This window comes from Aeromonas media (assembly GCF_020423125.1).
GTDB classification, from domain to species: domain Bacteria; phylum Pseudomonadota; class Gammaproteobacteria; order Enterobacterales; family Aeromonadaceae; genus Aeromonas; species Aeromonas media.
The window spans coordinates 3197651-3214571 of record NZ_CP075564.1 but is presented as its reverse complement, the minus strand read 5'-3'; the positions used below and the strand labels follow the sequence as shown (position 1 = coordinate 3214571).

At 59.3% G+C, this 16921-nt stretch carries 17 protein-coding genes and 1 riboswitch; of the genes, 10 read left to right on the top strand and 7 right to left on the bottom strand.

Annotation, left to right across the window (positions count from 1 at the left end):
• The first annotated feature begins 106 nt into the window (after positions 1 to 106).
• The gene (locus KI797_RS14765; RefSeq protein ID WP_226169879.1) at positions 107 to 2467 is read left to right on the top strand and encodes a YgiQ family radical SAM protein; all 2361 of its coding nucleotides are present in this window, start codon (positions 107 to 109) and stop codon (positions 2465 to 2467) included.
• 89 nt (positions 2468 to 2556) lie between these two features.
• Here the strand turns inward: KI797_RS14765 and KI797_RS14760 are convergent, their stop codons facing one another.
• The 3 genes from KI797_RS14760 to KI797_RS14750 form a co-directional block, all read right to left on the bottom strand.
• Complete coding sequence (locus tag KI797_RS14760; protein WP_226169878.1) at positions 2557 to 3153, bottom strand: GIY-YIG nuclease family protein; 597 nt, start codon at positions 3151 to 3153, stop codon at positions 2557 to 2559.
• 24 nt (positions 3154 to 3177) lie between these two features.
• Positions 3178 to 4065, bottom strand: a complete 888-nt coding sequence (locus tag KI797_RS14755) for an IS1595 family transposase (protein WP_404801084.1) — start codon at positions 4063 to 4065, stop codon at positions 3178 to 3180.
• Between the two features lie 120 nt (positions 4066 to 4185).
• A complete protein-coding gene (locus KI797_RS14750; RefSeq protein WP_026141181.1) occupies positions 4186 to 5166 on the bottom strand; it encodes an IS5-like element IS5 family transposase in 981 nt (326 codons plus the stop codon).
• A gap of 467 nt (positions 5167 to 5633) precedes the next feature.
• On the opposite strand from KI797_RS14750, the gene KI797_RS14745 reads away from it, so the two are divergent.
• Complete coding sequence (locus KI797_RS14745) at positions 5634 to 5861, top strand: hypothetical protein (RefSeq protein ID WP_139751773.1); 228 nt, start codon at positions 5634 to 5636, stop codon at positions 5859 to 5861.
• A gap of 30 nt (positions 5862 to 5891) precedes the next feature.
• On the opposite strand, the gene KI797_RS14740 is transcribed toward KI797_RS14745, so the two are convergent.
• Positions 5892 to 6395, bottom strand: a complete 504-nt coding sequence (locus tag KI797_RS14740) for a DinB family protein (protein WP_226169877.1) — start codon at positions 6393 to 6395, stop codon at positions 5892 to 5894.
• 171 nt (positions 6396 to 6566) lie between these two features.
• On the opposite strand from KI797_RS14740, the gene KI797_RS14735 reads away from it, so the two are divergent.
• From KI797_RS14735 to aqpZ, 3 genes are all read left to right on the top strand, one after another.
• A complete protein-coding gene (locus KI797_RS14735) occupies positions 6567 to 7481 on the top strand; it encodes a Gfo/Idh/MocA family protein (protein ID WP_226169876.1) in 915 nt (304 codons plus the stop codon).
• A 264-nt stretch (positions 7482 to 7745) separates the two neighbouring features.
• Entirely contained in the window at positions 7746 to 8267 is a 522-nt protein-coding gene (ruvC, locus tag KI797_RS14730; RefSeq protein WP_005326958.1) for a crossover junction endodeoxyribonuclease RuvC, read from the top strand.
• Between the two features lie 312 nt (positions 8268 to 8579).
• Positions 8580 to 9266, top strand: a complete 687-nt coding sequence (aqpZ, locus tag KI797_RS14725) for an aquaporin Z (RefSeq protein WP_226169875.1) — start codon at positions 8580 to 8582, stop codon at positions 9264 to 9266.
• Between the two features lie 121 nt (positions 9267 to 9387).
• On the opposite strand, the gene KI797_RS14720 is transcribed toward aqpZ, so the two are convergent.
• A complete protein-coding gene (locus KI797_RS14720; RefSeq protein ID WP_226173124.1) occupies positions 9388 to 10104 on the bottom strand; it encodes a lytic transglycosylase domain-containing protein in 717 nt (238 codons plus the stop codon).
• Between the two features lie 327 nt (positions 10105 to 10431).
• On the opposite strand from KI797_RS14720, the gene KI797_RS14715 reads away from it, so the two are divergent.
• A complete protein-coding gene (locus KI797_RS14715) occupies positions 10432 to 10872 on the top strand; it encodes a GNAT family N-acetyltransferase (RefSeq protein ID WP_404801064.1) in 441 nt (146 codons plus the stop codon).
• Positions 10873 to 10876: 4 nt separating this feature from the next.
• On the opposite strand, the gene KI797_RS14710 is transcribed toward KI797_RS14715, so the two are convergent.
• Complete coding sequence (locus KI797_RS14710; RefSeq protein ID WP_005326967.1) at positions 10877 to 11419, bottom strand: DUF1439 domain-containing protein; 543 nt, start codon at positions 11417 to 11419, stop codon at positions 10877 to 10879.
• Positions 11420 to 11515: 96 nt separating this feature from the next.
• Between KI797_RS14710 and cls the strand changes: the two genes are divergently transcribed.
• Positions 11516 to 12997 (top strand): cardiolipin synthase, encoded by a 1482-nt coding sequence (gene cls, locus KI797_RS14705; RefSeq protein ID WP_005326968.1) that lies wholly within the window; start codon positions 11516 to 11518, stop codon positions 12995 to 12997.
• A gap of 107 nt (positions 12998 to 13104) precedes the next feature.
• On the top strand, positions 13105 to 14373 hold the full coding sequence (locus tag KI797_RS14700) for a DUF945 family protein (protein ID WP_226169873.1): 1269 nt from the start codon (positions 13105 to 13107) through the stop codon (positions 14371 to 14373).
• A 64-nt stretch (positions 14374 to 14437) separates the two neighbouring features.
• Here the strand turns inward: KI797_RS14700 and purU are convergent, their stop codons facing one another.
• Complete coding sequence (gene purU / locus KI797_RS14695; protein ID WP_042650512.1) at positions 14438 to 15274, bottom strand: formyltetrahydrofolate deformylase; 837 nt, start codon at positions 15272 to 15274, stop codon at positions 14438 to 14440.
• Between the two features lie 209 nt (positions 15275 to 15483).
• A riboswitch (FMN riboswitch) is annotated at positions 15484 to 15630 on the top strand.
• Between the two features lie 105 nt (positions 15631 to 15735).
• On the opposite strand from purU, the gene ribB reads away from it, so the two are divergent.
• On the top strand, positions 15736 to 16389 hold the full coding sequence (gene ribB / locus KI797_RS14690) for a 3,4-dihydroxy-2-butanone-4-phosphate synthase (RefSeq protein ID WP_041206202.1): 654 nt from the start codon (positions 15736 to 15738) through the stop codon (positions 16387 to 16389).
• 223 nt (positions 16390 to 16612) lie between these two features.
• Entirely contained in the window at positions 16613 to 16855 is a 243-nt protein-coding gene (locus tag KI797_RS14685) for an Lpp/OprI family alanine-zipper lipoprotein (protein WP_025327798.1), read from the top strand.
• Positions 16856 to 16921 lie beyond the last annotated feature (66 nt).

Sequence of the window (16921 nt, the reverse complement as noted above, 5' to 3'; positions counted from 1 at the left end):
CGCCTTTCCCCCGTGCTTACCCTGCGAATTGTGGGGCCAAAAAGCCATCGCCCCCGCCTGTCTCTGCCGGTATAATGCGCGACCCGAATTGTTCCAGGTGTTCAAAATGCAGCCGGTTACCCACCTTTTCTCCTATCCCCGCTACTGGGCCGAGTGCTACGGCACTGCGCCCTTCCTGCCCATGTCCAGAGCGGAGATGGACAAGCTCGGCTGGGACAGCTGTGACATCGTCCTGGTGACCGGTGACGCCTACGTGGATCACCCGAGCTTCGGCATGGCGGTCATAGGCCGCATGCTGGAATCCCAGGGCTTTCGGGTCGGCATCATCGCCCAGCCGGACTGGTCATCGAAGGATGACTTCATGCGCCTGGGCAAGCCGAACCTCTTCTATGGGGTGACCGCGGGCAACATGGACTCCATGATCAACCGCTACACCTCCGACAAGAAGCTGCGCCACGACGACGCCTACACCCCGGGCGACGTGGGCGGCAAGCGGCCGGACAGAGCCACTCTGGTCTACACCCAGCGCTGCAAAGAGGCCTATAAAGAGGTGCCTGTGGTCATCGGCGGTATCGAGGCATCCTTGCGCCGCATCGCCCACTACGACTACTGGTCCGAGACCATCCGTCGCTCCATCCTGCTGGACGCCAAGGCCGACATCCTCATCTATGGCAACGCCGAGCGGCCGCTCATCGAGGTGGCGCACCGCATCGCGGGTGGCGAGACCATCGACACCATGCAGGACATTCGCGGCACCGCGGTGATCCGCCGTGAGCCGCTGCCGGGCTGGCGCGGGGTGGATTCGAGCAAGCTCGACCAGATTGGCCGCATCGATCCCATCATGAACCCCTATATGGAAGGGGCGCCTTGCTCAGACGACGAAGGCACCGCGCCGGTGGAGCAGGAGGCCAAGCCCGTGCTGGTGCAGCCGCCCAAGCAGAAACCCTGGGAGAAGACCTACGTCAAGCTGCCGGCGTTCGAGCGGGTGAAGGAAGACAAGGTGCTCTACGCCCATGCGTCGCGCATCCTGCACCACGAGACCAACCCCGGCTGCGCCCGCGCCCTGGCGCAGGCCCACGGCGATCGCATCATCTGGGTCAACCCGCCCGCCTTCCCGCTGGAGACCGACGAAATGGATGGCGTGTTCGGCCTGCCCTACCAGCGGGTGCCACACCCGGCCTATGGCAACGAGAAGATCCCGGCCTACGAGATGATCAAGACCTCGGTCAACATCATGCGTGGCTGCTTCGGCGGCTGCTCCTTCTGCTCCATCACGGAGCACGAGGGGCGCATCATCCAGAGCCGCTCGGAAGAGTCGATCATCAAGGAAATCGAAGAGATCCGCGACAAGGTGCCGGGCTTTACCGGCGTCATCTCAGATCTCGGCGGCCCCACCGCCAACATGTACCGCTTACGCTGCAAGAGCCCCAAGGCCGAGCAGACCTGCCGTCGCGCCTCCTGCGTCTGGCCCACCATCTGCCCGCACATGGACACCGACCATACCCCGACCATCAACCTCTACCGCAAGGCGCGGGATGTGAAGGGGATCAAGAAAATCCTGATCGCCTCCGGGGTGCGTTACGACATCGCGGTGGAAGATCCGCGCTACATCAAGGAGCTGGCCAAGTACCACGTCGGCGGCTACCTGAAGATCGCACCGGAGCACACCGAGGAGGGCCCGCTCTCCAAGATGATGAAGCCGGGCATGGGCAGCTACTACAGCTTCAAGGAGCTGTTCGATAAGTATTCCAAAGAGGCGGGCAAGCAGCAGTACCTGATCCCCTACTTCATCTCGGCCCACCCGGGCACCACGGATGAAGACATGGTGAACATGGCGCTCTGGGTCAAGACCAACAGCTTCAAGCTGGATCAGGTGCAGAACTTCTACCCGTCGCCGCTCGCCAACGCCACCACCATGTATTACACCGAGAAAAACCCGCTCAACAAGGTGAGCCGCCAGGGCGGGGACGTGTTCGTGGTGAAGGGGGAACGCCGTCGTCGCCTGCACAAGGCGCTGCTGCGCTACCACGATCCGGCCGGCTGGCCCATGATCCGCGAAGCCTTGCTGGAGATGGGCAAGGGTCACCTTATCGGTAACGGCCCCAACTGCCTGGTGCCGCCGGAAGGTCGCGGCGAAGCCAAGGCCGAGCGCAGCCGCAACAAGGGCCTCAAGCCTGCGTTGACTCGCCACAGTGCCATCACCCATCAGCGCAGCAATGGGGCGGACAGCAAGGCCGCTGGTGGCAAAGCGGGCAATGGCAAGCCAGTAGGCTCCCAGCTCAGCAAAGGGGCTGGCAACGGCAAACCTGCCGCGCAAGGCACAGGTCAAGGTAAACCGGCTGGCAAACCTGCCCATAAGGGCAAGGCCCCGACCCGCGCGGGTTCTGCCAAGCCGGGTGCCAAACCTGCCACTCAGGGCGGCAAGCCTGCGGCCAAAGGGAATGGTGCCAAGCGACCGGCGCGGTGATATTTCCTGATTAGGAAAGCGATAAAAAATAAAAAGGCGACCGGATGGTCGCCTTTTTATTGATTGAAATTGGGATTACATACATAGTTTTACGCTGCTCGGAGCACTTCAATACCATTCTGTTCAACTGCGGTAATTACATCGTCTGGTGAAACTCTAAAAAATTCTTTCCTGTTATTGACCAAATTTATCCTAGCATGCGCAAATTTCTGATGAAGTGACGCTTCCAAAGCGGGTGCATCGTCACAGTAAAACATCGCGTGAACATCGAAAGTATCAGGTACGGAAGCATCACCCAACTCACGGACTCGGTCGTATGGGTCTACCCGCCTAGTCATGCCTATTTTGACTACATCAGAGCCAAAAGACATTTCATTAGAAATAACATAGACATATCCAGATCGGGTAAGTTGTGCCATAGATACGGCTCTTTTCTCGCGTTGTTTTAGGATTTCTAGCTCCTGCTGGTGCATTGCCAGCAATTCACGCTGTTCCTCAGTAGCCGAATCAAGCTTACTCAATTCTTTTTGAATTAGTCTTTCCATCAACTCCCTGTTCTTTATCGCTTTTTCTGCCGCAGACTTGATCTTTGCTTCCTCACGCTCAGCTTCATTTCTTAGCCTAGTTTCTTCCCGTTCGCTTTCCTTTATGTCTGTTGTCAATTTTTCTACCTCATAGGAAAGCATTAATTCTTCAAGCTTTAGTAAAGGCTATGTCCCAATTACGTGTTGCATGGGGCGCCCTAGCGCCTCATGCAAGCAACACCTGACGTCTATCCCTCGTTGATAACGCTCCAGCATCCGCCGCCAACCCAGATAATGCTTCAAGTAAGACGTCGCGACACCGTGAAATCGCTCCATCCATTCCTTTAGCCTGCGGTGATACCCGTTCACATGCTGGATATGGTAAGCACCGCTTATCACTCGCTGTCCCGCCCGGTTATGCAGCACCTGATGGCTCAATCCCTGGCTACGGGCAAAGCTCGCATACACGCCTGCCCCATCACTGCACAGCACCGCATCCTTGTCGACTAGCGGCGCCAGGACCGCCTTCACATGCCTGGCATCCAGTTGCTCCAGTTGGAAATCGGCCAGATGGCCTTCCCTGTCTTGCACCACGACCACCGGGATGTAATCCGGTCCCGTTCCTCGGGTTCGCCCTTTGCCACCTCGCTGTCGGGCTGGTCGTGACCAGACATGCTGGCCTTTGAAGGACTCAAGAAAGAAGGTCTCATCCACTTCCACAATCCCGCCTTCATGGTCGGCCCGATGCTCCGCCATGGCACGCAAAAAGCGATGGCGCCACAGGAAGGCGGTGTTCTTGCTGACCCCACAGCGCCGAGCCGCTGCTCTGACGGTTAGACCGTCGATGAGCGCCTGGGCATAGGCTTGCCAGCATTGGGATTTTCTCAGGCGTGCCAATGGCGTCTTGGTCAAGGTAGAGCAGGTCCGCAAGCATTGTTTACAACGGTAACGCCGTAACCCCCGAGTCCAGCCCCAGGGAGCAAGCTGGTCTGGCTGTGCATGACAATGGGGACAAGCAGGGCAATCCGGTAGCAAGGCGTTAATGCGAGGGAAGGTGCGAATAAGCGGGGAAATTCTTCTCGGCTGACTCAGTCATTTCATTTTTTCAGTTTGAGCCGATCTTTTCTCCCGTAAATGCCTTGAATCAGCCTATTTAGACCGTTTCTTCGCCATTTAAGGCATTATTCCCAGTTTTTAGTGAGATCTCTCCCACTGACGTATCATTTGGTCCGCCCGAAACAGGTTGGCCAGCGTGAATAACATCGCCAGTTGGTTATCGTTTTTCAGCAACCCCTTGTATCTGGCTTTCACGAAGCCGAACTGTCGCTTGATGATGCGAAATGGGTGCTCCACCTTGGCCCGGATGCTGGCTTTCATGTATTCGATGTTGATGGCCGTTTTGTTCTTGCGTGGATGCTGTTTCAAGGTTCTTACCTTGCCGGGGCGCTCGGCGATCAGCCAGTCCACATCCACCTCGGCCAGCTCCTCGCGCTGTGGCGCCCCTTGGTAGCCGGCATCGGCTGAGACAAATTGCTCCTCTCCATGCAGCAGATTACCCAGCTGATTGAGGTCATGCTCGTTGGCCGCGGTGGTGACTAGGCTGTGGGTCAGGCCACTCTTGGCATCGACACCAATGTGGGCCTTCATGCCAAAGTGCCACTGATTGCCTTTCTTGGTCTGATGCATCTGCGGATCGCGTTGCTGCTCTTTGTTCTTGGTCGAGCTGGGTGCCTCAATGATGGTGGCATCGACCAAGGTGCCTTGAGTCATCATGACGCCTGCTTCGGCCAGCCAGCGATTGATGGTCTTGAACAATTGGCGGGCCAGTTGATGCTGCTCCAGCAGGTGGCGGAAATTCATGATGGTGGTGCGGTCCGGCAAGGCGCTATCCAGGGATAACCGGGCAAACAGACGGATGGAGGCGATTTCGTACAGAGCATCTTCCATCGCGCCATCGCTCAGGTTGTACCAATGCTGCATGCAGTGAATGCGTAGCATGGTTTCCAGCGGATAAGGTCGCCGGCCATTACCAGCCTTGGGATAAAACGGCTCGATGACTTCCACCATGTTTTGCCATGGCAGAATCTGCTCCATGCGGGACAAGAAAATCTCTTTTCTAGTCTGACGGCGCTTACTGCTGAATTCACTGTCGGCGAAGGTGAGCTGATGACTCATGATGAACCCTTTTTCATGGCTCCAGATGACAAACATGATCTCATATCAGGGACTTGTTCGCACCTTCCCTAGGACACCCACCTTTTGGGGTGAGGCGTAAAGGGGAAATCTGGGACACTCACTTTTCTGTGTGAGGCGTATCACCACCAAATCCCACGCTACCGCCCGTGGATTACAGCTTCCAATAGGCTCCCTTGACCCGCGCTGGCAGCAACCCATCGCAGCTCAACAGGTTCTGAATGACCATGCTAAGCCAAACGAAGCCGCCTGTGCGAGCATTGGAGCTGACATAACCATCAGAAATTTAGTGTTTTTTGAACTGCGTCATCAAAGTACATCACCACATGTAATCAAAAGCGGCCAGGTGGTAGTAGCTTTGCTATCTTGGCGGCTGGCTAAGGGATAGGGAGGTATAACGGCCTCTCTCCTGAATATATTGCAGCGGGTATTCCCGATAGGAGTTCGAGATGGCGGTCAAAGTCCGATCCAGAAGAGAGAAGATTGGTAGCGGGCTTGGACTGGTGATGGGGCTCATTGCCTTTAACCTGATTGTGCCCCTGCTTCTGGAATCAAAAGAGATCTCTGATATGAACCGGATGATAGGGGCCATGGTCAGCGCCATGATCTGCTCCGAGCTGGGGGCCCGAATCGGCAAGTGGCTCGATACCAGAGAGCAGGCCAAATCCACAAAATAGAGGGCAACATGGGCCGCCCTCGTTTGTCGTTTAGCCGCCGCGACGTTCCGGTTCACTGCGATGCAAGAAGGTGGTCAGGGTATCGCGCGGCGGTGTGATGCCGCACTGCACCAGAATGCGCCCGATAGCCCCCCTGTGATAGCCGCCGTGGGTCACCAGATGCAGCAGCATTTCCTCGCGGCTCATCTGCCCCTTGTCGCCATCCACGAAGTTGAACGAGAGCACGGCCTCGCCATCCGCGTGGCTCAGGCCGGCGACGTAATCCAGATACCAGGCATCCAGTGTGCCGATGGCAGTGCGCAGCGCTGCCAGGGTCGGCGTCTCCGGAGTATTGGTGGCACTGAAGCCGTGCCGTTCCCCCAGCAGATTGCCCTTGAAGATGGCATCGACCACATGGATATGGTTGAAGATGCGAAGGGCATTGTGGTGCGCCTCGGGGTGAAGCTGCGGGTCCAGGGTGGCGAGGGCATCCAGCAGTTCGCCATCGGCCCAGGCCTTGTAGCGAAACAGAGAGTGAAGGGGCGAATGGCTCATGGTCTTCCTTGATGGGGTCAGCGCGGGAAGAGGGCATCTTAGCCAGCCGATGGCAGCAAGAAAACTCCCCACCTGACGGGGCCGGTGACCGGCCAGTGTGCAGGGCATTGGATGTGCCCGGTGCGAGTGAGATGTTACCCTGTGCCATCGCACTCATGACAAGGAGTTCCCATGCGCATTGCCCTGATTGGCCTCGGTGATATCGCCCAGAAGGCCTATCTGCCGCTGCTCGCGAGCGACGAGCGAGTCACCCCGCTGCTCTGTACCCGGAGTCCAGCGGTATTGGACAAGCTTGCCCGCCAGTACCGGATCGCCGAGTGCTTCACCGAGGTGGATGCGCTGCTCGGGAGCCGCCCGGATGCGGTGATGATCCACGCCGCCACCTCGGTGCACTTCGCGCTGGCCCGCCAATGCCTGCAGGCGGGCATCCCCACCTTTGTGGACAAGCCGCTCTGCTTTGATTACTCCGAGGTGGAGGCGCTCACCAATCTCGCCCTGGCGCAGGATTGCCCGCTGTTTGTGGGCTTCAACCGCCGCTATCTGCCCGCCATGGCCGCCGCACGGACGCAGCCGCTTACCGAGCTTAACTGGCAGAAACACAGACACGCCCTGCCGGGGTTGCCACGCCAGTTCCTGTTTGACGACTGTATCCATGTGCTCGACAGCCTCTGCTGCTATGGCGGCGCGCCCACCGGGGATCTGCATGCGGTGCTGCGGCGAAGTTCCCAGCAGCCCGAGCTGCTGGCCGGGGTGAGCGTCGCCTGGCAGAGCGGCCAGGTGGCCGTGAGCGGCAGCATGAACCGCAGCGCCGGCCTCACCGAGGAACGCATCGATGCCTATGGTGACAACCTCTCCTTGCATATCGAGAACTGCACCCGGGGCACGATTGCCCGAGACAAAACCGTGCAGACCCTGGCACTGGACGACTGGCAGCCGGTATTGGCCCAACGGGGCTTCGTTGCGATGCTGGATCACTGGTACCAACAGATTGAGGCGGGCAGAGCCGATGGGATGCTTGTCGAGAGCTATTTGCAGAGCCATCGACTGGCTGAGCGGCTGGACACTCTGGCCGAGGGCAGGCAGTAGCGTCCGTTATTCGTGGTTCCCATGCTGAACGCAAGAACCGAAACGGGCGAACGAATGAGCAGACCACTGTACAAGATGGCGTATCCCTGCGCAGTCAGCCGGCGAGGGCGCCGCCGCGCGAGCCAAGCGCTGGCTTGTTTGCTATCTTGGCGCCCATGAAAGATCTGCAGAGCAACAAAGTGTGATGAGCAACGTTTCGCAAATGGCGCCGGGCCTGCCACGTGTCGATGAGCGCCCGATCGCGGCGGCCAAGGTGGCCCGTTCATGAGCATTATTCTGGGCATAGATCCCGGCTCCCGGATCACCGGCTATGGCGTCATCCGTATCGTCGCGGGCAAGGCGGAATACCTGGGCTCGGGCTGCATCCGCACCGACCTGGGCGAGCTGCCGTCCCGCCTCAAGCAGGTGTATGACGGGGTGAGCGAGATCATCACCCAGTTCAAGCCGGACGAGTTCGCCATCGAGCGGGTCTTCATGGCGCGCAATGCGGATTCGGCCCTGAAACTCGGCCAGGCCAGGGGCAGCGCCATCGTCGCGGCGGTCAACGCCTTGCTGCCGGTGAGCGAATACTCGGCGACCCAGATCAAGCAGGCGGTGGTGGGCACGGGCGGCGCCGCCAAGGAGCAGGTGCAGCATATGGTGACCCACCTGCTCAAGCTGTCGGCCACCCCCCAGGCGGATGCGGCGGATGCCCTCGGGGTGGCGCTCTGCCACTTCCACACCCGCCAGAGTCTTATCAGGATGGCGGGACGAGCCACCAGTTCGGTACGCGGTCGCTATCGCTGATCTCTCGTGGGGGCCGAGACGGAGCGCATTGCACCATGCACAGCCCGTGGCCCGGTGCGGTGTTGTCAAAAGCGCTGATTGAGTCACAACCTGTCGCACTTCCCAGGCGGACTCTCATGAGAAATCGGTGCGGCAATGGCGGGGAACCTCCCGTTCAATCAATAACTTGTGATGTTCATCACACATTTCTCGTAAAATAAGCCGGCTTCGTCTTGCTCCATCACACTCCCATAATATGGCGCCTGTTGAATAACAGTGTCCGTATGAGCCTTTTTTAGGCTCCTGTTCTAGTCATCATCGGGAGATATGAGAGTGAAACCATTTGCAGCTGAATTTATGGGCACCTTCTGGCTGGTGCTGGGAGGCTGCGGCAGCGCCGTGTTGGCAGCCGCGTTCCCGAATGTGGGGATCGGTCTGCTGGGCGTGGCCCTGGCGTTCGGTCTGACCGTGCTGACCATGGCCTATGCCATCGGCCACATCTCTGGCTGTCACCTGAACCCTGCCGTGACCGTCGGGCTCTGGGCCGGTGGTCGCTTCCCGGCATCGGGCGTCGTGCCTTACATAGTGGCTCAAGTCCTTGGCGGGATCGCGGCGGGTGGTGTGCTCTATGTGATCGCCAGCGGCCAGGCCGGGTTTGACGTGAGCGCCGGCTTTGCCTCCAACGGTTATGGTGAGCACTCACCGGGCGGTTACAGTCTGCTGGCGGCGCTGGTGTGTGAAGTGGTGATGACCGGCTTCTTCCTGTTCGTCATCATGGGAGCCACCGACAGCCGTGCACCGGCGGGCTTTGCTCCGATCGCCATCGGTCTGTGCCTGACCCTGATCCACCTCATCAGCATTCCGGTGACCAACACCTCGGTCAACCCGGCGCGCAGCACAGGGGTGGCGCTGTTTGTCGGTGACTGGGCCGTCGGCCAGCTCTGGTTGTTCTGGGTCGCCCCCATCGTCGGTGCCATTCTGGGTGCATTGGCCTATCGTGTGATCGCCACGAAAGAGTGATGTGTTGCTAAGTAACGTGTGGTATCGGCACGCCCTCGGGCGTGTTTTTTTGTTTCTGATGGGCACAAAGCGGGCCGCCAGGGCCCGCAGTATTGTTCAGCCTGCTGAGAGAGGGAAGGGGCTAGAGACCGCGGGCGCTCAGCATCTCTTTATAGCGCTGGTGCAAGAGTTGCACTCGTGCGACATAGGCGCGAGTCTCTGCGTAGGGCGGGATACCACCGTGTTTTTGCACCGCGCCTGCGCCCGCGTTGTAGGCGGCCGTGGCCAGGGCGACGTTGCCGTCATACTGCTTGAGCAGGCCCGCCAGATACTTCACCCCGCCGAAGATGTTCTGCTCCGCCAGCAGGGCATTGCCGACCCCGAGCTCGCGGGCGGTGGCGGGCATCAGCTGGGTCAGCCCCATGGCCCCCTTGCGGGAGACCGCCAGCGGATTGAAGGCGGATTCGGCGTGGATCAGTGCTCGAATGAGGGCAGGGTCGACGCTGTAGGTTTTGGCCGCCGCCTTGATGGTGCTGGCGTAGTCATAGAGGAAGAGGCCGGTCGTGCGCCAGTTGACCCTGGAGGCGGGATCGCAGGCGTAGCAATCGTTGAACAGCAGCAGTTCGTAATGACCTTGTTCCGGCATCATGTCGGAATAGCGTACTACCCCGTTCTTTTGCACCGATTTGTAGACCTGGATCTGGCGAGTGGCGGGGACCGATGCGGGCTCAGCCACCTCGGGTGACGGGATCGACTCGGGTGACGGGATTGACTCGGATGTCAGGACCACCACCTCGGCCGGTGGCGGCAACTGACTCCAGGCAGTGAGGGGGAACAGTGAAATGGCTCCCAGCAACATCCATGCTTTCAACGGCTTGCTCCTTAAGCCTCGTTAGCCACGTTGAGTAAAGCATCCGTGGCGAGACAGAACAAGGGCCCCGGTGACGAGTCGCAAGAAAAGCCCGGGAAGAAAAGGCTCACGAGCAGCCTGAGCCGGATGCTGCAGCCTCGCAGAGGGCCGTGGAGGGCACCACTGCCTGTCAGCTGGCTATTGGCTTTTTTGTAAGTTAAAGGCGTGTTATCTTGCAGTTGCTCCACTCTGGTCTGATCTCTTCGTGGGGCTGGATGGTGGGTCAAGAGAGGGCCGGGTGGCCAGAGCGAAATGGGTATGAAAAGCAGGCGGGCGATGGAGCTCAGATTCGAAGAATACTGTGACGCGGATCTTTCCCTGATCAGGGACTATTACGAGACGACGTTTTCCCACTATGTGCCGGATCTGGCCGAACGGATCTTCGTGGTACGGGATGCCCATTGGCTGGTGGGCGCCGTGCGCCTGCGCGACGAGCAGGACTATTACCACTTGTGTGGATTTCGACTGCTGCCCCACTACCAGTCACTGGGGCTGGGTTCCCGGCTGCTGCAGTACGCCTGCAACGATCTGCTGGACAAGCCCGTGATCTGCCACGCCTTGCCCTTCGAGAAACCCTTCTACCTCAAGGCGGGCTTTGCCCACCTTCCCCTGCATGAACTCGACGGACCGCTGCATACCCTCTATCACCAGCAGCGCGAACAGGGTTACCAGATCGAGCTGCTGGTGCGTCAGGCGATGGTCACTGCCTACAACTGATCCCTCACTGGGGCTTGGTCAGCAGGCGGATCTTGCCCGGTGACAGCTCCAGCCCCAGCAGATTCTCCTTGAGCCAGGCCTGGTTGGGATCCTTGTCGTCGAGCTTGTAGACGGGCTGGGTCTCCAGCCGTTTCTCCATGCTCTGCAGCAGCATCCTCAGCATGAAACCGAACTTCTGCTCCGCCGCCGCCGGCTCCAGCTTGTAGTCAATCAGCTTCATGTTGTCGAGGAAGAGCGCGCTCTTGGCCTTGTCGTAGCGGGGTCTTGCCTCATAGGTCATGTTCAGCAGCGCATCGTACTGGGTCTGATCCGGCAGGGCGATTTTGAGTCGCCCCTTGCCAAAGACTCTTGCGGTATCCGGACTCTGGCGGCCGATCTGGACATCGCTCTGCTCGAGCTGCACATGGGCCTTGATGATGCCGGGCAACTCCAGCTGTTTGTCGACTTGTACCTGGGATTGAAGGTACTGGTTTATCTGCTGCTCATTGATGTCATATGAGCCTTGACCTAGCATGGCCAGACTCAGCAGCATAGATTGCAGGATCATGCTAACGGCCTAATAGAATGGGTTTGCCCCACAGCATACCATTCTGGCCCTGTGGGATCTGCCCATGCCCTTTGTTCATTACACCAAGGAGTCGTCTTGCTCGACGGTCTGGAATACGACATTCAGTTGCTGTTCTCCCGCTTTCTCGGCTGGCTGTTGCTGTTGTTTCACACCGTGATCGTGGCGGGGATCTCCCTGCGAGTGGTGATGAAGCGGCGCCCCATCGGGGTATCCCTCGCCTGGCTGGCACTCATTTATGCCATCCCCTTCGCCGGGGTCGGTTTCTATGTGTTGTTTGGGGAGATACGGCTCGGTCGCAAACGGGCAGAACGCGCCCAGGCTATGTACCGCCCTTACGCCATCTGGATCCGCCAGCTCGCCCGCCTCTTTCCCCAGCACTGCTGCGAGGTGGGCAGCAAGGCGCGTCCGCTCCATGATCTGATCCAGGGGCGGCTGGCCATGCCCATGCTCTCGGGCAACCGGATGACGCTGCTGCACAGGCCCGAGACCATCTTGCAGGAGATAGTGCGCGACATCCGCGGCTCCTCCCAATCCTGCTACCTGGAGTTCTACATCTGGCATCCCGGTGGGGATGTGGATGCGGTGTGCGAGGCCCTTGTCGAGGTGGCGGCGCGCGGCGTGGATTGTCGTGTGTTGCTCGACTCCATCGGCAGCAAGGCCTTTTTCCGCTCCGGTTGGCCTAAATCGCTGCGCGCGGCCGGGGTCAAGGTGGTGGAGGTGCTGCCGGTCGGTGCCTGGCGTATCCCGTTCCAGCGCCAGGACTTGCGCATGCACCGCAAGTTGGTGGTGATCGACGACAGGGTCGGTTACACCGGCTCCATGAACATGGTGGATCCCCGTTTCTTCAAGCAGGATGCCGGGGTTGGTCAGTGGGTCGACATCATGATCCGAGTGCAGGGGCCCGTGGTGCCGCTGATGTGGTCCACCTTCGTCTGGGACTGGGAGATGGAAACCGGCGAGCGGCTGCTCGACAGCCTGCAGCACGAACCCGAGGCCTGGCCGCAAACCAACTATCGGGCCCAGCTCATTCCCTCCGGCCCCTTCGTCGGCGGTGACTGCATCCAGCAGAGCCTGCTGCTGGCCATCTACCAGGCGCGCCACCATCTGGTGCTGACCACCCCCTATTTCGTACCGGACGACCCGCTGGCGGCGGCGCTCTCCTCGGCGGCGGCGCGGGGAGTGCTGGTGCAGCTGGTGCTGCCGGCGCGCAACGACTCCCTGATGGCCAATCATGCGAGCAACTCTTTCATGGAGGATCTGCTGGCGGCCGGGGTCGAAATTTACCGCTATGATGCCGGTCTGCTGCACACCAAGAGCGTGCTGGTGGACGACGACTTCGCCCTGGTGGGCACGGTCAATCTCGACAGGCGCAGCCTCTGGCTCAATTTCGAGATCACCCTGCTCATCGACAACCCGTTGTTTGTCGCCGAGATGAATCAACTGGTGCAGGGCTACATGCTGGAGGCGACCCCCATGTCGCTGACCAGGTGGCGTGCCCGCCCCTGGTACAAAAAATTGCTGGAGAACGTCTTCTACCTGTTCAGCCCCCTGCTGTGACAGTCGAGAATGGGTCATGAGCCGGGATCTGGCTTGCTTGTGTTCCCATCCTCCCCGTAGAGTGCGCCTAGGCACCCGCCATAGAAAAATCAGGAGTAAGAGAGCAGATGAAAAAGACAGTGGCCATGGCTGCCGGAGCGGCATTGGTGGTGGGTGGGCTGGGCGCCTGCTGGTACACGGGCAATGCCTTCGACCGCATCCTGGGGGAGCAGATCGTGAGGGCCAAGCAGGAGAGCGGCGTCGAGATCACCTGGTTGCCCACCAGCGAGAACCTGTTCACCCGTGATGGCGTGCTCAAGGTAGTGGTGCCGCCCCAGACGCTGGCGAGTTTCGATCCCCAGATGGCGGGAAGCGACCCCATCGAGCTGCAGCTGCTCGTCAACAGCCGCCTGCTGCCGCTCTATATCAAGAGCAACATGCTGCTCGATACCGCGACCGGGACCCTGGCCCCCGTCTTCACCGCCCTCGGCATGCAGCAGTGGCAGCTTGGCCTGGAGTCGGCCAGCAGCCTCTGGACCATGAGCAACAGCTCCCGTTTCTGGGCCAGCGACTTCAAGGTCAGGGAGGGGCTCAACGAGTTCAGCTTCCTGCCCCTGAGCGGGGATTATCGCGGGGATCTCGATGGCAATGGCCACGTGGTCTTCCAGTGGCTGGGCATGACGGTCCACGATGCGCAGAGCAAGATGGATCTGGCCCTGGCGGATCTCAAGGGCAGCGCCGACATGGCAGAGATAAGCGGCATCTGGCTCTCTCCCCACAGCGAGATGACGTTGTCCGCCCTCTCCCTGCAACTGCCGGAGAGCGTCAAGCTCTCGTTGCAGGGGGTCAGCACCAACACCCAACTGGCGGGTGACGATGCCCAGACCCTCTCCAGCCGTTATCAGATGAAGGTGGCGACCCTCAATCTGGAGAACGAGAGCGACAGCCTGGCGCTGACTCAGGGAAGTCTGGATCTGGCGCTCAAGGGGCTGGATCTGGAGGGCTATCAGACCCTGCAGGAGGCCAGCAGCCAGCGGGTGGACGAGGCGGCTATCCAGCAGGCGCTGGACAAGATGCTGCAACGGGGCGCCACCCTTGAGCTGACCGATCTCAGTGCCCAGCTCAACGGCGAGCCCGTCAGCTTGAAAGGGGAGGCCAAGCTTGCCCCCACCACTCTGGAGCAACTGATGGGGAGCGAGGAGGGGATGCAGGCCCTGTCCGGGCTGCTTCATGCCAGCCTCGGCGATCAACTGGGCAAGGCGGTGCCGCAGCTGGCACCCATGCTGGCCCAATTCACGGCCCTGGGTTATCTCAAAGCGGAGCAGGCGCACCTCAATGCCGAGCTCAAGCTCGACAAGGGGCTGGTCACCGTCAACGGTCTGCCCCTGCCTCAATAAGCGCAGACAGACGAAAAAGGCTCCCTCGGGAGCCTTTTTGCTGGGTGTCGAACGACGGACAGGGTTATTTGAACACCACCGTCTTGTTGCCGTAGACGAAGACCCGTTCGTTCAGCACCAGCTCCAGGGCCCGGCTCAGCACGGATTTCTCCACATCCCGTCCCGCCTTGGCCATGTCGTCGGCGCTGAAGGCATGGCCCACGTGGATCACGTCCTGCTCTATGATGGGGCCTTCATCCAGATCGTCGGTGACGAAGTGGGCGGTGGCACCGATCAGCTTGACCCCGCGATCGAAGGCCTGACGGTAGGGGCGGGCACCGATGAAGGCGGGCAGGAAGGAGTGATGGATGTTGATGAGCTTGCGCGGATAGGCTTCCACGAAGCTCGGGGTCAGCACCCGCATGTACTTGGCCAGGATCACGTAATCCGGCTGGTAGCCGTCGATGAGGGTGCGTACCTGCTCTTCATGCTCGGTGCGGCTGAGATCCTCATGGCTCACGGCATGGAAGGGGATGTCGAACTTGCCCGTCAATTCTGCGAGCGTGTCGTAGTTGCCGATCACCGCCACTATGTCCATGTCCAGCGCACCGGCGTAGTTCTTCATCAGGATGTCGCCGAGGCAGTGGGTCTCCTTGGTGACCAGGATGACGATGCGCTTCTTGCCAGCCTTGACCAGTCTGCGCTGGGCACCTGCAGGCAGGGCGTCGTCGAGATCCGCCAGCAGGGTCTCGTCGTTGAAGCGACCCTCCAGTTCGGTACGCATGAAGAAGCGGCCGTTCTCGTGATCCACGAACTCGTCGTTCTTGTTGATGTTGAGCTGGTGCTTGTAGCAGATGTTGGTGATCTTGGCGATGAGCCCCTTGGCGTCGGGGCAATCGGTCAGCAGTATTTTCTTTTCCATCTCTGTCATGATTCCGTTTGTGGTGTTGGCGCCCGAGTCTGCGCGGGCTGCACGTTTTTGCTGGCACTATGCCATAAACAAAATCAGAAAGGACAGCGCGCCGTGCAGCTGAGTGGCAAGTCGCCAGTGGGGGGCGGTGCACTGCGTCCTATTCATCTTTGATGGGTTTTGGGCTGGTATCCTGCGTTTTTTTTCTTTAGGCTGTCTGCGCTTATTCTCAGGGCGGGGTGAAATTCCCCACCGGCGGTATCCCGATCTGACTCGGGGAGCCCGCGAGCGCCCGACCTAGGTCGGGGTCAGCAGATCCGGTGAGATGCCGGAGCCGACGGTCACAGTCCGGATGAAAGAGGATAAGACAGATATTGCAGTCATGGCTCCCTACGGGCCGGCTGCTGCATACCTATCTCTGTCTGCCTTTCCATGCCCTGATTCTGGTCCTTGTCTTATTTAGGAGTCTTACCATGAATCAGTCTCTACTCAGTGAATTTGGTGATCCCATTGCCCGCGTCGAAGCCGCGCTGGCCGCATTGCGTGCCGGTCAAGGCGTGCTGGTGGCCGATGATGAAGATCGGGAGAACGAGGGTGACCTCATCTTCGCCGCCGAGTCCATGACCAACGAACAGATGGCCATGATGATCCGCGAATGCTCCGGCATCGTCTGCCTCTGCCTGACCGACGAGCGGGTACGCCAGCTCGAGCTGCCTATGATGGTGGAGGCCAACTCCAGCCATTATCAGACCGCCTTCACCGTGACCATAGAAGCAGCCCAGGGCGTAACCACCGGCGTCTCCGCAGCCGACCGCATCACCACCATCCAGGCCGCCATCGCCGACGGCGCACGGCCATCGGATCTGCATCGCCCAGGACATGTCTTCCCGCTGCGTGCCCGCACCGGCGGCGTGCTGACCCGACGCGGTCATACCGAAGCCACGGTGGACCTGATGCAGCTGGCCGGTCTCAAGCCTTACGGGGTGTTGTGCGAGCTGACCAAGGCCGATGGCTCCATGGCCAGGTTGCCCGATCTGGTGGCTTTTGGCCGCCTGCACCGGATGCCGGTGCTGACCATCGAAGATCTGGTGCAATATCGTCAAATGCTGTCTGAACGTTCAGCTTAAGCTTCATACGAAATTGTATTAAGGGCATTTTTTGGTTACGCTTGGTGCGAACCTCATCCAGAGCACTCGTTTTTGACTTAAATTTGCACAAAAAGTGTGCGTTTAAAAAAAAATGAGGGTTTTAATGCATTTATCTGTGATGGGGCCTATCCAAACTCGTATTTATTTGTGCCATAATCACGCCGCTTGCTAAACGTCTGGCGAGTTAAAGGGAGCTTTAAAAATGAAGAAAATGTTGTTGGTAGGTGTTGTTGGTCTGTCTGCCCTGCTGGGCGGTTGTGCAAACACCAGCGAACTGGAAACTTCCGTTCAGAATCTGTCTAACAAAGTTGACCAACTGGCTCAAGATGTTAGCGCAGTTCGTGCTGATCAATCCAAGATGGCTGCTGATATCGCAACTGCTAACCAAGAAGCAGCTCGTGCTAACCAGCGCATCGACAACATGGCTACTTCCTACAAGAAGTAATCCATGCGAAAAAATGGCGCATTTCGATGCGCCATTTTTTTTGCCTGAAATTCGTCATTTCCCTTA